The organism is Geodermatophilus tzadiensis, from assembly GCF_003002915.1.
Lineage (GTDB): Bacteria > Actinomycetota > Actinomycetes > Mycobacteriales > Geodermatophilaceae > Geodermatophilus > Geodermatophilus tzadiensis.
In genome coordinates, this window is record NZ_PVTG01000003.1 from 139551 (window position 1) to 157508 (window position 17958).

The following is a 17958-nucleotide window of genomic DNA, read 5'->3' on the forward strand; positions in this document are numbered from 1 at the left end:
CCGACCGGTGGCGGACCTCCCGCTGGAGAGGGAGGAGGTCGGACCGCGAGAGGGATCCGCGGGGACGTCACCGGCGGCCACCGTGACGGCATGATCGAAGTGCGCAGCTTGACCAGGCGGTACGGCTCGGTGGTGGCGGTCGATGAGCTGACCTTCGACGTCGCCCCCGGCGTCGTCACCGCCTTCCTCGGCCGCAACGGGGCCGGCAAGTCCACCACGCTGCGGATGCTGCTGGGCCTGGACCGGCCGACCGGGGGCACCGCTCGTGTCGACGGCCGCGCCTACGCCGACCTGCCCGCGCCGCTGCACGCGGTCGGAGCGCTGCTGGACAGCAGCGCTCCGCACCCCGGCCGCACCGGCCGGGACCACCTGCGCTGGCTGGCCGCCAGCAACCGCATCCCGTCCCGCCGGGTCGCCGACGTCCTGCGGCTGGTCGACCTGTCCGCCGACGCCGGCCGCCGCGTCCGCGGCTACTCGCTGGGCATGCGCCAGCGCCTCGGGATCGCCGCCGCGCTGCTCGGCGACCCGCCGGTGCTGCTGCTCGACGAGCCGACCAACGGGCTGGACCCCGAGGGCATCCGCTGGCTGCGCGGCTTCCTGCGCGACCTGGCCGCCGAGGGACGCACCGTGGTCGTCTCCAGCCACCTGATGGGGGAGGTGGGGTTGACCGCCGATCACCTGCTGGTCGTCGGCCGCGGTCGACTGCTGGCCGACATGCCGTTGGCGGAGTTCGTGGCCGGACAGGGCGGGCCCCGGCTGCGGGTCCGCACGCCGGAGCCGGAGCGGCTGGCCGGAGTGCTCAGGGCCACCGGTGCCGAGGTCGACCTCGCCGGCGGGGCGCTGGCGGTGGGCGGGATCGCTGAGCGCCGGCTCGGTGAGGTCGCCGCCCGCCACGGCATCCCGCTGCTGGAGCTGCGCCGCGACGGCGCCCGCTCCCTGGAGGACGCGTTCCTCGCCCTCACCGCCCCCGTCCCGACCGCTGCTCCCCGCGAGGAGGTCGCCCGACCATGACCCTCACCGCCGCCCTCCGCGCCGAGTGGATCAAGGCCACCAGCCTGTGGTCGACCCGCGTGGCGCTCGCCGGTTACGTCCTCGTCGTGGTCGCCGTCAGCACCGGCGTCGCGGCCGCGATCGGCGTCGAGCAGGCCCGGCTGGACGGAGCCGAGTACGACCCCGGCGTCCTGGCCTTCTACGGGCTCAACTTCGGTCACGTCGCCGTCATCGCCTTCGCTGTGCTGCTCACCGCGAGCGAGTACACGCACCGCACCGTCCACGCCTCGCTGACCGCCGTACCCCGCCGTGGGGTGTTCCTCGCGGCGAAGGTCGCCGTCGGCGCTGGCCTGGTGCTGGCCACCGCCGCGGTCACCGCGGTCGTCACGCTGCTGGCCACCCAGGCGTTCATGGGCGAGTACGCAGTCGGCCTGGCCACTCCTGGCATGCTGCGCGCCACCGCCGCCGCCGCGCTCTACCCGACGCTGCTCGCCGTCGTCTGCATGGGCGTGGGCCTGGTGCTGCGCGACCAGACCGCGGCGCTGAGCCTGCTCGTGCCGCTGTTCTTCCTCGTCTCCCCGGTCCTCGAGCTCGTCCCCGGCCTGCAGCGGGCCGCGGTCTTCCTCCCCGACCGCGCCGGCCAGGTCGCCCTCCGGCTGCACGACCGGCCCATCGACGTCTTCGGCCCAGCCGTGGGGCTGGTGGTCCTGGCCGGCTGGGGGGCGGCGGCGCTGCTCGGCGCCTGGCTACTCCTGCGCCGCCGCGACGCCTGACGATCACGAGTGTCGTCGAGCGCCCGGCTGCCGGCCTATCAACCGGTGGTCGGGAAGCCGCGTGTCCCGTAGGCCGCCCGCTGAGCCAGCACGCCCGTGTCTCTGAGCGGCCCACGATGAGACAGGGCTCGGCCCATGGACGACAGTCGCCATAGCCTCTGGAGGTGGGCACTCAGGGCGACCTCGACCCTGCTGAGCAGCAGCGGCTGGTGCGCCTCGCCCTGTCCGAGTGGTCGTCAGCAGCCGACGCCCGGGTCGACTCGGTGATCGTCTCGACCAAGAGGGTCGCAGTGAACCTCTTCGTCAACGGCGACTACGAGTACGTCGTCTTCTTCCAGGAGGACGAGAACGGGCGGTGGGAAGAGGCCGGGTCCTCGAGTGGCCACGCTGATCAGGCCCACATGGACGCTCAGGCTTGAGTCACCTGTCTCGCGACTTGGCCGGTGTCCCTGAGCGGCCCACCATGAGACAGGCTCCGCCCCGGCGCGGTCCCTGGAGCGCATCGCGATCCCACGCCACGCCTAGGCCTGCTCGGCGCCCCAGCGTGCGAGCGCGACGATCGCCTCGCGCAAGGCAAGCCCGCGATCGGTCAGCGCGTAGGCCCGGGTGTTGTGCCGGAGCGGCAGACGGGTCAGCACGCCGGCCGCTTCGAGCTCGCGCAGGCGGGTCGCGAGCATGTTCGTCGGCACTCCGAGGTCGCGCTGCAGATCGCCGTAGCGCTGCGGCCCGTCGAGCAGTCTCTCCACGACCAGGAGAGCCCACCGGGCTCCGACGACGTCGAGGGCCGCGGCGAGGTCGCTCACGCGGTCGGATCGGCGTCCGGCTTCATCCAGAACGGCGAGTAGTGGTAGCCGTCGAGGTCGTCGAACTGGCGCTGGTACATGAAGGGGTAGTCGTCGGTGTCACCGATCCGCCCGCCTGCGGCGCCGGCGCGCTCGGTGAGCTCGTCGACCGCCTCGCGGCTGCCCAGGTCGAACGAGACGGTGACCTTCGAGGGCGTGCGTGGTCCGCCGACCAGCTCCTCGACCCCGCCGACGCTCGCGTACATCTCGCGGCTGCCGAGCATGACGTACTGCTCGGGCGCGATCGCGAAGCAGGACACGTTGTGATCGGACATCTCGGCGTTGAGGGTCCAGCCGAGGGCGGTGTAGAAGGCGGTCGCGCGCTCGACGCTCTCGACCGGGCAGGTGATGAAGAGGCTCATGCGGGCGACACTTGCAAAATGCAAGTGCAACGTCAAGTCCCGGCCGCGTGCTCGAGTCGGGTCGTGTACAGGTCGTGACGATGTGGTCCCTGATGGAACCGCCGATGCCGACGGTGGCTCGTCTCCGACCCGGGATGGCCGCGACGGTTCAGTGCACGTGTGGGGCGCGCAAGGCGCACGTCAGATCTGTGGACGGCGGCTTGACCTGCGGATTCACTCGGTGCACAGGAGGTTCCCCCCGATAGGATCGAACGCGTGTACGAAAGTGCGGAGGTCCTCCCCAACGGGACGGTGCGGTCCCTCGGCTGCTTCGCCGACGATGGCTCACCCGTGTCCCGGGAGGAGCTGCGCGCGTCGATCGGGCCCCTGCCGTCCACGGACGAGTTCATGTTTCGGATGCGCCCGCCGGGCAGCGCCGAGCGCGCCGTCCTGCCCGACCACTGGGTGGTCCGCCTCCTGCAGCTCGCCGAGCGGCGAGCTGCCGCCCTGGCCGCCGAGCGGGTGGAGCTCGTCAGCCAGCTCGCCGCACAGCGCCCCGCCGACGGCAGCCGCCCGGTGCCCGAGGTCATGGACGTCAGCGAGTGGTTGCCCTGCGAGCTCGCGCTGGTCCACCCCTACGGCGAGCGACGGGCGGGCCGGGTCATCCGCACGTCCCTGGCGTTGACGTCGCGCTTCCTGGCGACGCTCGACCTGCTGGCCCGCGGCGAGATCGACGAGGCGCGGGCCGACGTGATCGTCGACCTGCTCGGGCCGCTCGAGGACGAGCTGGCCGCCCGGGTCGAGGCCCGGGTGCTGGCCCGGGCGCCGGGGCAGACGCCGACCGACCTGCGCGCGAGCACCCGCCGCTGCATCGACCGACTCGACCCCGCGGCCTGGGAGCAGCGACACCGGCGGGCCCGGGCCGACGCCGACGTGCGCTGGTGGGCCACCGAGGACGGGATGGCCCGCCTGGCCGCCGACCTCACGCTCCCTGCCGCGGCCGCCTGCGGCAAGGCCATCGACGGCCTGGCCCGGCAGCTGCGTGCCGACGGCGACGAGCGCCCGATCGGGCAGTTGCGCGCGGAGGTGCTCCAGGACCTCGTGCTCCGCCCGTGGGTCGACCGCCCGGTCGTCGGGATCTCCCTGGTCGTGCACGCGCACCTGTCGACGCTGCAGGGCGGGGACGAACCGGCCGAGGTCGACGGTCACCCGGTGAGCGCCGCCGAGTGCCGCGAACTGCTCGCCCAGGTGGACTCACTGGGACTGCAACGGCCCGACGGCGGCAGCCTCGTCTTCGCGCTGCACGACCGCGCCGGCGACCTGGTGGCGGTCGGCACCCGCCGCGCACTGGGACGCGGAGCCCGCGGAGCGGGCCTGCGACGCCCGCCGCCGACCACGAGGTACCGGCCCAGCAGAGGACAACGCCAGTTCACCCACGTCCGTGACCGCAGATGCCGGCACCCGCACTGCACCCGGCCGGTGGGCCGCGTCGACGCCGACCACGTCGTGCCCTGGCCGTGGGGCCACACCCACTGCGACAACCTGTGCTGCCTGTGCCGCAGGCACCACCGGCTCAAGACCCACGCCCGTGGCTGGCGCCTCCGGCTGCTGCCCGGAGGGCGGCTCGAGGTGACCACGCCCTCCGGCGTCACCCGGGTCACCGACCCGCACCGGGTGCTGCCGCCAGCGCCACAGGGGCGCCGGAGCCGTCCACGGTCGGGAGCAGGCCTCCGCCGAGCGGTGGGGACCGACGTCTGCTGGACGGCGGCGTGCCGCCCGGACCGTCCGGCTGCCCCTTCTGAGCGGCTCGCGGACCGGAACGCGGGCGACCGGAGCCATGAGAGGCCTCTCATCCGACTCTCACGGGTCCGTCACCGGCCCCGCCGAGGCTCGGCGGCATGCGCTCCCGCCTGCTGCTCGCCGTGCTGGCCAGCCTCGCCGTCGGGCTGCTCGCCGGCGGGACGGCCTGGGCGCTGCTCGGCGGCTCCGGCGAGGGCAACGGCGCGGGGCAGACCACGGTCCCGGCGCCGATCGACATCCCGGCCCGCGACACCCCCGCCGCCCCCTCGGTCGACGACGGGACACCGGCGGAGCCGCCCGACCTGACACCGGCACCCGACCCCGTCCCGGCACCCACCCCCGCACCGGCGCCCGCGCCGCAGCCGACCGACGTCGTCCCCCCACCGCCGCTGCCCGACGACGACGATGACGACGATGACGGAGCAGGGGACACCGACGACGGTGACGACTGAGCGGCAGCCGGCCGGGTGGCGCGCCCGCGCCCGCCGACGCCTGGCGCCCCGCGCCGCCCGCACGCGGATCATCGGCTGGGTCCTGCTGATGGTCCTGATGGCGCTGGCCGTGGTCACCCTGGTCACCTGGCAGCTGCTGGTGCGGGCCACCAACGAGCGCATGGACGTCGCGCTGACCGCCGAGGTCGGCGAGTTCCGCCGGATCATCGAGGGCAACGTCGACCCCCGCAGCGGCGAGCCGTTCCGCTCGGTCGCCGACGTCCTCCAGACGATGATCACCTACAACCTCGCCCGGCCGAACGAGAAGTTCCTCGGCTACGTCGACGGCGGGTACCGCTTCCAGAGCCGCATCGAGGCGCCCGTCCTGCTCAGCGAGGACACCGCGTTCACCCGGCTGGTCGCCTCGGTCGAGCAGACGACGTCGGGCCGCTACGCCAGCGGGGCGGGGGAGGTGCGCTACCTCGCCGTCCCGGTGTCGCTGGAGGGCGACCCGTCGCGCGGCGTGGCCGTCGTCGCCTACTTCGCCGACCAGGAGCGCCAGGCCGCCGACGACACCGCCACACTCATGCTCGGCGTCGGCGCGGTGACGCTGCTGCTCGCGGCGGCCGGCGCCTGGGTGGTCGCCGGGCGGGTGCTCGCGCCCGTGCGCGCCGTCGCGCACACCGCGCAGGGCATCACCGAGACCGACCTGTCCGGGCGCATCCCCGTCGACGGCCGCCCGCCCGACGAGCTCACCGACCTCGCCGTCGCCGTCAACGCCATGCTCGACCGGGTCGAGACCGGCGTGGCCGCCCAGCGCCGCTTCCTCGACGACGCCGGCCACGAGCTGCGGACGCCGATCACCATCGTCCGCGGCCACCTCGACGTGCTCGACCCCGCCGACCCCGACGACGTCCGGCAGACCGTCGCCCTCGTCGACGACGAGCTCGAGCGGATGAACCGCATGGTCTCCGAGCTGCTGCTGCTCGCCCGGGCCGAGCAGCCGGAGTTCGTGCGGCCCCAGCCGGTCGACGTCGCCGAGCTCACCGCCGAGGTCTTCGGCAAGGTGCAGCGCCTGGGGGACCGCGACTGGCAGCTCGGTGCCCTGGCACGCGCCGACCTGCTGCTCGACCCGCAGCGGCTGACCCAGGCCGTGGTCGCGCTCGCCGACAACGCCGCCCGCTACACCGCGCCCGGCGACCGGATCGTGCTGGGCAGCCGGCTCACCGGCGGACAGCTGCTCGTGTGGGTCGACGACACCGGTCCCGGGATCGCCGAGGCCGACCAGGCGCGCGTCTTCGAGCGCTTCGCTCGCGGCGGCTCCGGCGCCCGCCGCAGCGACGGCGCGGGCCTGGGCCTGTCGATCGTGCAGGCCATCGCCGCGGCGCACGGCGGCCGCGTGGAGCTGCACAGCCGGCCCGGCGACGGGGCGACGTTCACCCTCGTCCTGCCGGCCCGCCCCGCACCGCCACGGGACGCCGGCACCGACCCCGACGCCGTCCCCACCAGCGACCCCGCCGCCGGCACCGGCGACGACCCGCTCGCCACCCCGCCGCCGGCCGGAGCGGGGGCCGAGGTGCCGGCGGCCCCGACCGAGGGAGGAACCCGGTGAGCCGGGTGCTGATCGCCGAGGACGAGCCGCGCATCGCCGCGTTCGTCGAGAAGGGCCTGCGGGCCAACGGGTTCGCCACCGCGGTCGTCGGCGACGGGCTCACCGCCCTCGACCGCGCCCGCAGCGGCGAGTTCGACCTCGTCGTCCTCGACATCGGCCTGCCCGTGCTCGACGGGTTCGCGGTGCTGCGGGCCCTGCGCGCCGAGCGGTGCGCGGTGCCGGTCATCGTGCTGACCGCGCGCGACAGCGTCCAGGACACCGTGGCCGGGCTCGAGGGCGGCGCCGACGACTACGTGCCCAAGCCCTTCCGCTTCGAGGAGCTGCTCGCGCGGGTGCGGCTGCGCCTGGCCGGCGCCCGGCAGGGCGAGGTGACCGTGCTGTCGGTCGGCGACCTGTCGCTGGACCTGCGCACCCGGCGGGCCAGCGTGGGCGGCCGCACCGTCGACCTCTCGGCCCGCGAGTTCGCCCTCGCCGAGACCTTCCTGCGCCACCCCGGCCAGGTGCTCGCCCGCGAGCAGCTGCTCAGCCACGTGTGGGGCTACGACTTCGACCCGGGCTCCAACGTCGTCGACGTCTACGTGCGCTACCTGCGCCGGAAGCTCGGCGCGGAGCGGATCGAGACGGTGCGCGGCATGGGGTACCGGCTCGCCGCCGCCTGAGCCGCCCGGCCCCGGACGCGCCACGGCCCCCGGACGCGCCACGACCCCGGTCCCTCCGCGGGACCGGGGCCGTGGCGTGTCGTGCGGCTCAGGCGTCCGGGGTGTCGTCCGGGGTGAGCGTGTCGTCGGGGGTGGCGGTGTCCGGGGTCTCGCCGGGGGTGTCGACGGCGCTCTCGGTCGGCGAGTCCGCGGTCTCCGGCGAGGCGTCGGCGGGCGCGGTGTCCGGGGTGCTGTCCGGGGTGTCGTCCACGGCGGCCGGGGCGACGGCGGCCGGCTGCTGGGCCGCACCGCCGCCGTCGTCGCCGGCGGTGGCGACCCCCGCGCCGACCAGACCCAGGCCGGTGAGCGCGGTGCCGAGGGTGACGACCTTCCAGGTGGCGGGGCGAGTGGTCACGGTGTTCCTCCTCGTTCGGTGCTGTCTCGGTGTCGGTCCCGACGGTGCCCGGCGCGGGTGAGGCGACCGGGAGACCCCGGTGAGGGCGCTCTCACCGGGACGGGGAACCGCTCACCCACTCCTCGGCCAGCGCCACCCGGGCCTCCGTGGCCGCGGCCCAGCCGGCCTGCTGCACCCGGAACGGGCCGGTCGCCAGCCCGACGAGCACCCCGGCCACCCGCGCCGCCAGCTCACCGGCCGGCAGCCGCCCGGCCAGCAGCGCCTGCACCCGCGCCCGGTAGGCGGCCACCGGGCCGGGCCCGCCCAGCCGCTCGAGCAGCGCCAGGTGCGCCAGCAGCGTCGCCCAGTCGTCGATGCGCGCGCCCGGCCCGGCGGTGTCGACGTCGAGCAGGCCGCTCACCGCTCCCTCGGACACGAGCAGCTGCGCCTCGTAGAAGTCGCCGTGCACCGGCACCACCGGGTGCGTCCCCGCCGCCGCACCGACCGCCGCCACCAGCCGGTCCAGCCGCGGCGCCAGGCCGGGGCAGACCATCCCCAGCACCGTCGCGTGCGCCCGCACCCGCGGCACCGGGTCAGCCGGGTCCCGCCGTCCCGCGGACCCGACGGGCGGCAGCGCGTCGAGCAGCGCCTCCAGCGCCGCCGGGTCCGGCAGCGCGGCCGGGTCGCCGGCCAGCGCCGTCCGCATCGGCGTCCCCGGCAGGCCGGGCAGCACGACCACGCCGTCGTCGGTGGCCGCGAGCACCGGCGGGACCGGCACGGACGCCGCGAGCCGCCGGTGCCGGTCGGCGAGGTCGGCCACCGCCGCGGGGCGGACCACCTTGAGGAACCAGCACCCCGCGGGCGAGGTCACCTCGACCACCGCCCGCCGGCCGGGCCGGTAGGCGCGCAGCCGCAGCCGCGGGCTGCCGACGTCCAGACCCAGGCCGGCCAGCCGCTCCGCGGTGCGGGCCGCCGACGCCGCCCACGCCAGCCCGGGCAGCGCCGGGTCCAGCGGCCACCGCCACAGCCCCACGGTCACCGGCCGGCCGTCGGGCGCGGCACCCTCGAGCACCGCGGCGCCCGGCGGCACCTCGGCCCCCGTCGTGGCCGCCAGCGACTCCCGCGTCGCCCGGCCGTCGGCCCAGTCGACGACGGCGCCGTAGCGCACGGTCGCCGCCGCGTCGGGCCGCAGCGTCACCGTGCTCGCGGTGAGGCTGCGCAGCCGGCCGCCCAGCGGTCCGAGGACGGCCGCCCACACGTCGCCCGCCGGCTCGCCGAGCAGCACCTGCAGCGACGGCGGCCACGACGGGGGGAGGGCGGTCGGGGCGAGCAGCGCGGGGTCCACCCGCCGACCGTCGTCCGTCCCGGTGACGCCGCGGTGAGACGCCGGTGAGACCGCGCTCATCCCGCGGCGGCGCCGGTCAGCTGCGCAGGTAGGACGCCCCGTTCACGTCCACGATCGTCCCGGTGCTGAACCGCGCCTCCGGCGAGGCCAGCCACAGCACCGCCGCGGCGACCTCCTCCGGCCGCGCCACCCGGCCGAACGGCGACTGCGCGCGGACGGCGTCCCCGCCGGGGCCGTCGAGCACCTCCCGCGCCATCTCGGTCTGCACGAAGCCCGGCGCCACGGCGGTCACCGCGATGCCCAGCGGCGCCAGCGCGAGCGCCATCGACTGGGCGAAGGCGTTCATGCCGGCCTTCGACGCGCCGTACGCCGGGTTGTCCGGCTCGCCCCGGAACGCCCCGCGGCTGGACACGTTCACCACCGCCCCGCCCCCGGCGGCCCGCAGGTGCGGCACGGCGCGGAAGGTGGCGTTGGCCGCCCCCACCAGGTTCACCGCGAGCGTCTGCGCCCACACCTGCTGCCAGTGCTCGTAGGAGGAGGTCAGCGGCGGCGAGGCCACGAAGACGCCGGCGTTGTTGACCAGCACGTCCAGCCCGCCCAGCGCGTCGGCGGCCGTGTCGACCATCGTCCCCACCGAGTCGGCGTCGGCCAGGTCGGCCTGCACCAGCACGTGCCCGGACCCGGGCAGCTCGGCGAGCACTTCCTCGGCGCGGGCGCGCGAGGCCCCCCAGTGCACGGCCACCCGGTCGCCCCGCTCGGCGAAGGCCCGGGCGATCGCGCGGCCGATGCCGCGGGAGCCACCGGTGACGAGGACGGCGCGCGAGGAGGAGGTCACGGGCGGGCAGTCAACCAGCCGGCGTCCACCGGCCGCGGTGCACGACCTCCTCCAGCGCCCGCCGGCCCCGGCGCAGCGACGGCGAGCGCCGGTCGTCCGCGCCCGGGTACCCGACCGACACGACGCCGACCGGCCGGTGGGTCCCGGGGATCCCGAACGCGGCGCGGAAGGGGTCCACCCGCTCGGCCGGGACGCCGAAGAAGCAGGCGCCGAGCCCCTCGTCGACGGCGGTCAGCAGCACCATGAGGGCGGCCATGCCCGCGTCGACGTCCCAGTAGGGCACCGGCCAGCGGGCAGCGACACCGGCGGGGTCGCGGTCGGTCCAGCCCTTGTCCGGCTCGGCGTAGCGGTCGAGGTAGGCGTCCTTGGACGACAGCGGGACGACGAGCAGCGGTGCCCGCCGCATCCGGGTCAGCCACGCGTCGGGGGCACCGGGGCCGGCGGTCACCGACCAGAACAGCTCCCGGTCGGCCGGCTCCTCGAGCACGAGGAACGCCCAGCCCTGGGTGAACCCGGCCGACGGCGCTCGGACCGCGTGCGCGAGCAGCCGCTCGCGCACCTCCGGCGGCACCGGCCGGTCGGGGTCGTAGTCGCGCACCATGCGGCGCCTGCGGACGACGTCGGCGAACTCCACACCCGGCAGCCTGCACCGGGTGGGCCGGGCCACAGCCGGCCGGTCCCTAGGCTGGACGCCGTGCCGACCCTGCAGCTGCTCCCCGCCGTCGACGTCGCCGACGGCCAGGCCGTCCGCCTCGTGCAGGGGGAGGCCGGCAGCGAGACCGCCTACGGCGACCCGCTGGAGGCCGCCCTGCAGTGGCAGCGCGACGGCGCCGAGTGGGTGCACCTCGTCGACCTCGACGCCGCCTTCGGCCGGGGCAGCAACCGCGAGCTGCTGGCCCGCGTCGTCGGCGCGCTCGACGTCGACGTCGAGCTCTCCGGCGGCATCCGCGACGACGCGTCGCTGGCCGCGGCCCTGGCCACCGGCTGCCGCCGCGTCAACCTCGGCACGGCCGCGCTGGAGTCGCCCGAGTGGTGCGCCCGCGCGATCGCCGAGCACGGCGACCGCATCGCCGTCGGCCTCGACGTGCGCGGCACCCGGCTGGCCGCCCGCGGCTGGACCCGCGAGGGCGGCGAGCTCTACGAGACCCTCGCCCGCCTCGACGCCGAGGGCTGCGCCCGCTACGTGGTCACCGACATCACCAAGGACGGCACGCTGCGCGGCCCCAACCTCGACCTGCTGCGCGAGGTCTGCGCCGCCACCCCGAAGCCGGTGGTCGCCTCCGGCGGGGTCAGCTCGCTCGACGACGTCCGCGCGCTGGCCGGGCTGACCGCCGTCGGCGTCGAGGGCGCCATCGTGGGCAAGGCGCTCTACGCGGGCGCCTTCACGCTGCCCGAGGCGCTGGCCGTCACCCGCGAGGCGGCGTCGTGACCGTGCGGCGGATCGGCTCCGGCGGCCCCTGGGAGGACGTCGTCGGCTACAGCCGGGTCGTCGTCGCCGGGTCGCAGGCGTGGGTCAGCGGCTGCACCGCCACCGTCGACGGCGAGGTCGTCCACCCCGGCGACGTGGCCGCGCAGGCGCGGGTCGCGTTCGGCGTGCTGGTCGACGCGCTGGAGTCGGCCGGTCTGACCGCCGCCGACGTCGTCCGCACCCGCATGTACGTCACCGACACCTCCCGCTGGGAGGAGGTCGGGCGGGTGCACGGCGAGGTGTTCGGCGCCGTCCGCCCGGCCACCGCGATGATCGGCGTGGCCGCCCTGCTGCACCCCGACATGCTCGTCGAGGTCGAGGCCGACGCGGTGAAGTCGGCGTGACCCTCGCCGTGCGGGTCATCCCGTGCCTGGACGTCGACGCCGGCCGGGTGGTCAAGGGCGTCAACTTCGTCGACCTGCGCGACGCCGGCGACCCGGTCGAGATGGCCCGCGTCTACGACGCCGAGGGCGCCGACGAGCTCACCTTCCTCGACATCACCGCCAGCTCCGGCGACCGCGAGACCACCTACGACGTCGTGCGGCGCACCGCCGAGAGCGTGTTCATCCCGCTCACCGTCGGCGGTGGCGTGCGCAGTGCCGACGACGTCGACCGGCTGCTGCGGGCCGGCGCGGACAAGGTCGCGGTGAACACCGCCGCCGTCGCCCGGCCGGAGCTGATCAGCGAGATCGCCGACCGCTTCGGCAACCAGGTGCTCGTGCTCTCCCTCGACGCCCGCCGGGTGCGCGACGGCGCGGCCACCGACTCCGGCTTCGAGATCACCACCCACGGCGGGCGCCGGGGCACCGGCCGCGACGCCGTCGAGTGGGTGGTGCAGGCCGCCGGGCTCGGGGTGGGGGAGGTGCTGCTCAACTCCATGGACGCCGACGGCACCCGCGCCGGCTTCGACACCGAGCTGATCCGCGCGGTGCGCCGCGAGGTGACCGTGCCGGTGGTCGCCAGCGGGGGCGCCGGGGCGGTCGAGCACTTCCCGCCGGCGGTGGCGGCCGGCGCCGACGCGGTGCTCGCCGCCAGCGTCTTCCACTTCGGCACGCTGCGGATCGGCGACGTCAAGGCCGCGCTGGCGCAGGCCGGCGCCCCCGTCCGGCACGAGCGGGACACGCCGCTGGGCTGACCGGGCTCAGCTGGCCGGCGCGCCGCCCCGCACGGCCACCCGGGCGACGTCCGTGCGGCCGGTGGCCCACAGCAGCACCTCCAGCGGCTCGCCCTCGACTGTGGTCGGCGACGACCCCGCGCGGATGCGCTTTCCCGGCCCGGGGACGTCGCTGCGCTGGAGCACCAGCCCGCCGGGGTGGCGGGGAGCCGCGGCGCGGGCGAACAGCTGCGCCGCGCCCCAGAGCGTGTCGGCGTCGCGCAGCGGCAGCGCCCGGGGCTCCCAGCCGGGCTGCGCGCGGCGCGCGTCCTCGTGGTGGACGGCGAACTCGACGCCATTGACGACGTCGCCCAGCCCCGGCCAGCCCATCGGCAGCCACCGCGGCGGGCCCGACCGCACCCGGGCCACCAGCTCGGGATAGGGCGTCGAGGTCCGCAGCCGCTCCTCCAGCCGGACCGAGTGGGCGTGCAGCCGGTCGCCGACGGGCGTGCGCTCGAGCGCGTAGCCGGGCCCGGCGTCCGGCCGGCGGTCGCGGGTGACCAGGTGCGCGGCCAGGTGCGCCGTCGTCCACCCCTCGCAGCAGGTGGGCGCGTCCGGGCCGAGCGCGTCGAGCAGGTCGGCGAGGTCGGCGCGCTCACGGGCGGCGAGCGGGCGGGAAGCATCGGTCACCGCTCGGGGTTACCGATCTCGCCCACCCGGAAAACGCCGCGCCCTCCGTCGGGAAGATGGTTAGCCTGGCTGACGACGTGTGGAGCGCCGCCGTCGTCGCACCACCCCGAGGAGATCCGTGCCCCGCGCCCGAGACGCCGTCGTCCGGCGGGGGATGCGCCACATCGGCCTGGCCATCCGCGAGCAGCCGGGGATGTTCACCCTGGCCGTCCTGGCCAGCAGCCTCTACGCGGGCATGAGCGTGCTGTCGGCCTTCGTCATCGGCGGCATCACCGACCGCGTCGTCCTCCCGGCCTTCGCCGACGGCGACACCACCGCCGGCGCGCTCACCCTCGCCGTCACGGTGCTCCTGGGCGTCGCCGTCCTCAAGATCCTCGGCATCCTCGGCCGCCGGCTGTTCGCCGGGATCATGGCCTACCGGCTGCAGGCCGACTACCGCCGCCGCGTCACCGGGCAGTACCTGCGGCTGCCGCTCGCCTGGCACCAGCGCCACCCGACCGGCCAGTTGCTGAGCAACGCCAACTCCGACGTCGAGTCCGCCTGGTACTTCGTCTCCCCGCTGCCCTTCGCCTGCGGGACGCTGGTCATGATCGCGATCACCGTCGTCGCGCTGGTCCTCACCGACCCGCTGCTGGCGCTGGTCGGCCTGGTCGTCTTCCCGCTGGTCTTCGTCCTCAACGCCGTCTACTCCCAGGTGATGAGCCCGCGCATGCAGCGCGCCCAGCAGCTGCGCGCCGAGGTCAGCGAGATCGCGCACGAGAGCTTCGACGCGGGCCTGGTGGTCAAGACCCTCGGCCGCGAGGACGTCGAGAGCGTCCGGTTCACCGAGCGCGCGGAGGAGCTGCGCGACGGGCTGGTCGCCGTGGGCCGGGTGCGCGGGCTGTTCGACCCGCTCATGGAGGCGCTGCCCAACCTCGGCACGCTCGCCGTGCTGCTGGTCGGCGCCGGTCGGGTCGCGTCCGGCGCCACCGACGCCGGTGACCTGGTGAGCATCGCCTACCTGTTCACCCTGCTCGCGCTGCCCATCCGCGCGATCGGCTGGGTGCTCGCCGACCTGCCGCGCGCGCTCGCCGGCTTCGACCGGGTCACCCCCGTCCTCGACGCCACCGGCGAGACCCCGCACGGCCCGGAGACCGCCGCCACCGGGACCGGCGGGGCGGGCCTGGGCCTGCGCGCGGTCGACCACGTCTTCGACGGCGCCGACCGGCCGGTGCTCTCCGGCGTCACCTTCGACGTCGCCGCCGGCAGCACGGTCGCCGTCGTCGGGCCGACCGGCTCCGGCAAGTCCACGCTGGCCGGGCTGCTGGTGCGGCTGGTCGACCCCGTCCGCGGCGAGGTGCTCCTCGACGGCGTCGACGTGCGCCGGCTGCGCGAGGGCGAGGTCAGCGGCCAGGCCGCGTTCGTCCCCCAGGGCACCTTCCTCTTCGACGACACGGTGCGCGGCAACGTCACCCTGGGCGGCGACTTCTCCGACGAGGAGGTCCGCGCGGCGCTGCGGGTGGCCGCGGCCGACGAGTTCGTCGACCGGCTGCCCGAGGGCCTCGACACCCGCGTCGGCGAGCGCGGCGCCACGCTCTCGGGCGGTCAGCGGCAGCGGCTGGCGCTGGCCCGCGCCGTCGTCCGCCGGCCGCGGCTGCTGGTCCTCGACGACGCCACCAGCGCCGTCGACCCCGCCGTCGAGGCGCGCATCCTCGACGCCTTGCGCTCCAGCGAGCGGCCCGCCACGGTGGTCGTGATCGCCTACCGGCAGGCCACCATCGCGCTCGCCGACGAGGTGGTGTGGATGGAGGACGGCCGGGTCACCGCCCGCGGCAGCCACGAGCAGCTGCTGGCCACCGTGCCGGGTTACGCCGCCCTCGTCCGCGCCTACTCCCAGGCGGAGGTGGCGGCGTGAGCGCCGCCGTCGCCGAGCCGCGGGAGGGCGCGGTCGCCACGCTGCGCCGCGGCCTGCGGATGCTGCCGGAGTTCCGTCGCGGCCTGCCGGCCACCTTCGCGCTCGCGCTGGTGGCCACCGCCGGGCGGGTGGTCGTGCCGATCGCCGTCCAGCAGGTCATCGACCGCGGCCTGCTCGCCCCCGGCGGTCCCGACCTCGGCCTGGTCCGCACGCTGGTGCTCGTCTGCGCCGGGGTCGTGCTGGTCACCGGCGTGGCGGTGTACCGGATGAACGTCCGGCTGTTCCGCACCACCGAGACCGCGCTCGCCGGGCTGCGCTCCCGGGCGTTCCGGCACGTGCACGACCTGTCGGTCCTGCACCAGCAGGGGCAGCGCCGCGGCTCGCTGGTCTCCCGCGTCACCAGCGACGTCGACCAGCTGTCCACCTTCATGCAGTGGGGCGGCGTCATCGGCGTGGTGAGCCTCGGCCAGCTGGTCGTGGCGACCGTCGTCATGGCCGTCTACTCCTGGCAGCTCACCCTGCTGGTGGTCGTCTGCTTCGTGCCGCTGGCGATCGCCGTCCGCTGGTTCGCCCGCCGGCTGCACCTCGCCTACGGCGTCGTCCGCGAGCGGGTCGGCGACGTCCTCGCCGCGGTGTCGGAGTCCGTCGTCGGCGCCCCGACGGTGCGCGCCTACGGCATCCGCGAGCGGACGGCGGCCCGCCTCGACCGCTCCATCGGCCGGCACTACCGCGCCCAGGTCGACGCGCAGAAGGTCACCGCGGCGGTGTTCGTCAGCGGCGAGTTCGTGGCCGCGCTCGCCAACGCCGCCGTGATCGTCGTCGGCGTCCTGCTCGGGCTGGCCGGGGAGATCACCGCCGGCACGCTCGTCGCGTTCCTGTTCCTCGTCACCCTGTTCGTCGCCCCGGTGCAGACCGCCACCGAGGTGCTCAACGAGGGCCAGAACGCCATCGCCGGGTTCCGCCGCGTCCTCGACGTCCTCGACACCGAGCCCGACGTCCGCGACCCCGCCGCCACCGGCTCGGCGCTCGCGCTGCCCGACGGGCCGCTCGGCGTGCGGCTCGAGCACGTCACCTTCCGCTACGCGCCCGGCGCCCGCCCCGCCCTCGACGGCGTCGACCTGGCCCTCGCCCCGCAGCGCAGCTACGCCGTCGTCGGGGAGACCGGCTCGGGCAAGACGACGTTCGCCAAGCTGGTCACCCGGCTCATGGACCCCACCGAGGGGCGGGTGCTGCTCGGCTCGGACGCCGCCGGCTGGGTGCCGCTGACCGAGGTCGCCTTCGCCTCGCTGCGCCGGCGGGTGGGCATGGTGCCGCAGGACGGCTTCCTCTTCGACGCGACCGTCGCCGACAACGTGCGCTACGGCCGTCCGGGTCTCTCCGACGCGCAGGTCGCCGCGGCCCTCGAGGAGCTCGGCCTGGGGGACTGGCTGGCCGGCCTGCCCGAGGGCGTCGCCACCCCGGTCGGCCAGCGCGGCGAGTCGCTGTCGGCGGGGGAGCGGCAGCTGGTCGCCATCGCCCGCGCGCACGTGGCCGCGCCCGACCTGCTCGTGCTCGACGAGGCCACCAGCGCCGTCGACCCGGCCACCGAGCGGCGGATCACGCACGCGCTGGAGCGGCTCACCGAGGGCCGGACGACGCTGACCATCGCGCACCGGCTCTCGACCGCCGAGCGCGCCGACGAGGTGCTCGTCGTCGACGCCGGCCGGGTGGTGCAGCGCGGCACGCACGCCGACCTGGTCGACGTCGTCGGCCCGTACGCCCGGCTGCACGCCTCCTGGCGCCGCTCCTCGGCGGGCACCCCCGAGCGCGTCGGCTGAGCGCTGTGCCGCCGGGTCCTCCCATACGCTGCCGATCGTGACGACGTCCGCCCGGCTGCCCTCCGGGATGCCCGTCCTCGTGCTCGTCGCCGCCGTCGTCGCGGGCATCGGGGTGCTGCCGCTGGCCCTCGTCGCGGCCACCGCCGTCCTGCTCGGGAGCGACGCCGGCGGCCGGGACTGGTGGACCCTCCTGCTCATCGCCCCGCCGGTGCTCGAGCTGGCCGGCATCGTCCTGCTGCTCACCCGCCGCGGGCGCTGGCCGCTCGTGGCCGCCGCCGCCGCGTCGCTCGCGGTGACCGGGCTGGTGCTCGGCATGGCCGCCCGGGTCGGCCAGTCGGTGGGCGTCTGGCCGTTTGTCCTGGTCGTCTGCCCGCTGGTGGCCGCGGTCCTGGCGATGACCCCGCCCGCCGGGGAGTGGCTGGCCGGCCGCCCGCGCGCCGGCGCCGCGGACTGACCTCCGGGCCGCCCGCCGTGCCGCCGCCACCCCGCCGGACGACGACCCGCCGCTCCCCGCGGGCGGCCGCCCCGTCGCCGGCCGTCCGCCGGGCCGCTCCTCCGCCGCCCGCGGGGCGCCCGCTGGCCGCCCCGTTCGCGTTCGTCTTCGGACTGCTGGTCGCCGCCGAGGACCTCTACCTCGGCTGGCTGCTGCTCGAGCCGGACCCGGGCTGGCACTGGTACGTGGTCGTGTCCGCCGGGCTGGCGCTGCTCGCCGTCGCCGGGGCCGTCCTGGTGCTCCTCGGCCGCGGGCGCGGCTGGCTGGTGCTCGCCGTCGCCGCCGTGCTCCCGGCCCTGCTGCTGCTCGGCGTCGCGGGGCTGTTCGGCGCGCTCGGGGACGGCGGGTCCGTCGGCTGGGCGCTGCTGCTGCTCGCCGGCCCGGTCGGCGCCCTCGTGCTGGCCCTCGGCCGCCCGATCCGGGAGTGGACCCGCCCCGCACGGAGGACACCGGCGGCGCGGCCGGCGGGGACGGGCCGGGGCGGGGCCGCGGGCCGCTAGCG

The 17958-nt window shown here is 76.3% G+C and carries 20 protein-coding genes and 1 pseudogene; 14 read left to right on the plus strand and 7 right to left on the minus strand.

Going from position 1 to position 17958, the window contains the following annotated elements; all coding sequences use genetic code 11:
- Positions 1-90: 90 nt before the first annotated feature.
- The 3 genes from LY71_RS05865 (at position 91) to LY71_RS05875 (ending at position 2182) form a co-directional block, all read left to right on the plus strand.
- Positions 91-1011: an ABC transporter ATP-binding protein gene (locus LY71_RS05865; protein ID WP_106276031.1), complete on the plus strand. Its 921-nt coding sequence runs from the start codon at positions 91-93 to the stop codon at positions 1009-1011.
- Positions 1008-1763, plus strand: coding sequence for an ABC transporter permease (locus LY71_RS05870; RefSeq protein WP_106276032.1), 756 nt, complete (start codon positions 1008-1010; stop codon positions 1761-1763). The genes LY71_RS05865 and LY71_RS05870 overlap by 4 nt, the downstream gene beginning before the upstream one ends.
- Before the next feature lie 164 nt (positions 1764-1927).
- Positions 1928-2182, plus strand: coding sequence for a hypothetical protein (locus LY71_RS05875; RefSeq protein WP_106276033.1), 255 nt, complete (start codon positions 1928-1930; stop codon positions 2180-2182).
- Between the two features lie 102 nt (positions 2183-2284).
- Here LY71_RS05875 and LY71_RS05880 read toward each other — a convergent pair whose 3' ends face one another.
- Together LY71_RS05880 and LY71_RS05885 are read right to left on the minus strand one after the other, a co-directional pair.
- Positions 2285-2566, minus strand: a complete 282-nt coding sequence (locus tag LY71_RS05880) for a winged helix-turn-helix transcriptional regulator (protein ID WP_106276034.1) — start codon at positions 2564-2566, stop codon at positions 2285-2287.
- Entirely contained in the window at positions 2563-2967 is a 405-nt protein-coding gene (locus tag LY71_RS05885; RefSeq protein WP_106276035.1) for a VOC family protein, read from the minus strand. Before LY71_RS05885 ends, LY71_RS05880 begins: the two co-directional genes overlap by 4 nt.
- A 396-nt stretch (positions 2968-3363) precedes the next feature.
- On the opposite strand from LY71_RS05885, the pseudogene LY71_RS24640 reads away from it, so the two are divergent.
- The 4 genes and pseudogenes from LY71_RS24640 to LY71_RS05900 all read left to right on the plus strand — a co-directional run.
- Positions 3364-4134, plus strand: a pseudogene (locus tag LY71_RS24640) (DUF222 domain-containing protein); the annotation flags it as partial.
- A gap of 710 nt (positions 4135-4844) precedes the next feature.
- Entirely contained in the window at positions 4845-5198 is a 354-nt protein-coding gene (locus LY71_RS23995) for a hypothetical protein (protein WP_245887699.1), read from the plus strand.
- On the plus strand, positions 5161-6789 hold the full coding sequence (locus LY71_RS05895) for a sensor histidine kinase (protein ID WP_106276213.1): 1629 nt from the start codon (positions 5161-5163) through the stop codon (positions 6787-6789). Before LY71_RS23995 ends, LY71_RS05895 begins: the two co-directional genes overlap by 38 nt.
- Positions 6786-7448, plus strand: coding sequence for a response regulator transcription factor (locus LY71_RS05900; protein WP_106276037.1), 663 nt, complete (start codon positions 6786-6788; stop codon positions 7446-7448). Before LY71_RS05895 ends, LY71_RS05900 begins: the two co-directional genes overlap by 4 nt.
- Before the next feature lie 88 nt (positions 7449-7536).
- Here the strand turns inward: LY71_RS05900 and LY71_RS05905 are convergent, their stop codons facing one another.
- The 4 genes from LY71_RS05905 to LY71_RS05920 all read right to left on the minus strand — a co-directional run bounded on the left by LY71_RS05905 (position 7537) and on the right by LY71_RS05920 (position 10635).
- On the minus strand, positions 7537-7842 hold the full coding sequence (locus tag LY71_RS05905) for a hypothetical protein (RefSeq protein WP_106276038.1): 306 nt from the start codon (positions 7840-7842) through the stop codon (positions 7537-7539).
- Positions 7843-7933: 91 nt separating this feature from the next.
- Positions 7934-9166, minus strand: coding sequence for an aminoglycoside phosphotransferase/kinase family protein (locus LY71_RS05910; RefSeq protein WP_106276039.1), 1233 nt, complete (start codon positions 9164-9166; stop codon positions 7934-7936).
- A 76-nt stretch (positions 9167-9242) separates the two neighbouring features.
- Entirely contained in the window at positions 9243-10001 is a 759-nt protein-coding gene (locus LY71_RS05915) for an SDR family NAD(P)-dependent oxidoreductase (RefSeq protein WP_106276040.1), read from the minus strand.
- A 10-nt stretch (positions 10002-10011) separates the two neighbouring features.
- Positions 10012-10635, minus strand: coding sequence for a nitroreductase family protein (locus LY71_RS05920; RefSeq protein ID WP_106276041.1), 624 nt, complete (start codon positions 10633-10635; stop codon positions 10012-10014).
- Positions 10636-10695: 60 nt separating this feature from the next.
- Here LY71_RS05920 and priA point away from each other — a divergent pair, with 60 nt between their 5' ends.
- The 3 genes from priA to hisF are packed head-to-tail and all read left to right on the plus strand — an operon-like array spanning position 10696 to position 12604.
- Positions 10696-11430, plus strand: a complete 735-nt coding sequence (gene priA / locus LY71_RS05925; RefSeq protein ID WP_106276042.1) for a bifunctional 1-(5-phosphoribosyl)-5-((5-phosphoribosylamino)methylideneamino)imidazole-4-carboxamide isomerase/phosphoribosylanthranilate isomerase PriA — start codon at positions 10696-10698, stop codon at positions 11428-11430.
- A complete protein-coding gene (locus LY71_RS05930) occupies positions 11427-11813 on the plus strand; it encodes a RidA family protein (RefSeq protein ID WP_106276043.1) in 387 nt (128 codons plus the stop codon). The genes priA and LY71_RS05930 overlap by 4 nt, the downstream gene beginning before the upstream one ends.
- A complete protein-coding gene (gene hisF / locus LY71_RS05935; RefSeq protein ID WP_106276044.1) occupies positions 11810-12604 on the plus strand; it encodes an imidazole glycerol phosphate synthase subunit HisF in 795 nt (264 codons plus the stop codon). The genes LY71_RS05930 and hisF overlap by 4 nt, the downstream gene beginning before the upstream one ends.
- A gap of 6 nt (positions 12605-12610) precedes the next feature.
- Here the strand turns inward: hisF and LY71_RS05940 are convergent, their stop codons facing one another.
- Positions 12611-13252, minus strand: coding sequence for a TIGR03085 family metal-binding protein (locus LY71_RS05940; protein WP_106276045.1), 642 nt, complete (start codon positions 13250-13252; stop codon positions 12611-12613).
- A gap of 118 nt (positions 13253-13370) precedes the next feature.
- Between LY71_RS05940 and LY71_RS05945 the strand changes: the two genes are divergently transcribed.
- The 4 genes from LY71_RS05945 to LY71_RS05960 are packed head-to-tail and all read left to right on the plus strand — an operon-like array spanning position 13371 to position 17956.
- A complete protein-coding gene (locus tag LY71_RS05945; RefSeq protein WP_245887700.1) occupies positions 13371-15146 on the plus strand; it encodes an ABC transporter ATP-binding protein in 1776 nt (591 codons plus the stop codon).
- Entirely contained in the window at positions 15143-16963 is a 1821-nt protein-coding gene (locus LY71_RS05950; protein ID WP_211297164.1) for an ABC transporter ATP-binding protein, read from the plus strand. Before LY71_RS05945 ends, LY71_RS05950 begins: the two co-directional genes overlap by 4 nt.
- Before the next feature lie 37 nt (positions 16964-17000).
- Entirely contained in the window at positions 17001-17417 is a 417-nt protein-coding gene (locus LY71_RS05955) for a hypothetical protein (protein WP_146146066.1), read from the plus strand.
- Between the two features lie 17 nt (positions 17418-17434).
- Entirely contained in the window at positions 17435-17956 is a 522-nt protein-coding gene (locus LY71_RS05960) for a hypothetical protein (protein ID WP_146146067.1), read from the plus strand.
- Positions 17957-17958: the final 2 nt, after the last annotated feature.

Coding starts and splice junctions, on each gene's coding strand:
- LY71_RS05885 (WP_106276035.1), bottom strand. CDS start 2,967: ATGAGCCTCTTCATCACCTGCCCGGTCGAGAGCGTCGAGCGCGCGACC.
- LY71_RS05865 (WP_106276031.1), top strand. CDS start 91: ATGATCGAAGTGCGCAGCTTGACCAGGCGGTACGGCTCGGTGGTGGCG.
- LY71_RS23995 (WP_245887699.1), top strand. CDS start 4,845: ATGCGCTCCCGCCTGCTGCTCGCCGTGCTGGCCAGCCTCGCCGTCGGG.
- LY71_RS05895 (WP_106276213.1), top strand. CDS start 5,161: ATGACGGAGCAGGGGACACCGACGACGGTGACGACTGAGCGGCAGCCG.
- LY71_RS05870 (WP_106276032.1), top strand. CDS start 1,008: ATGACCCTCACCGCCGCCCTCCGCGCCGAGTGGATCAAGGCCACCAGC.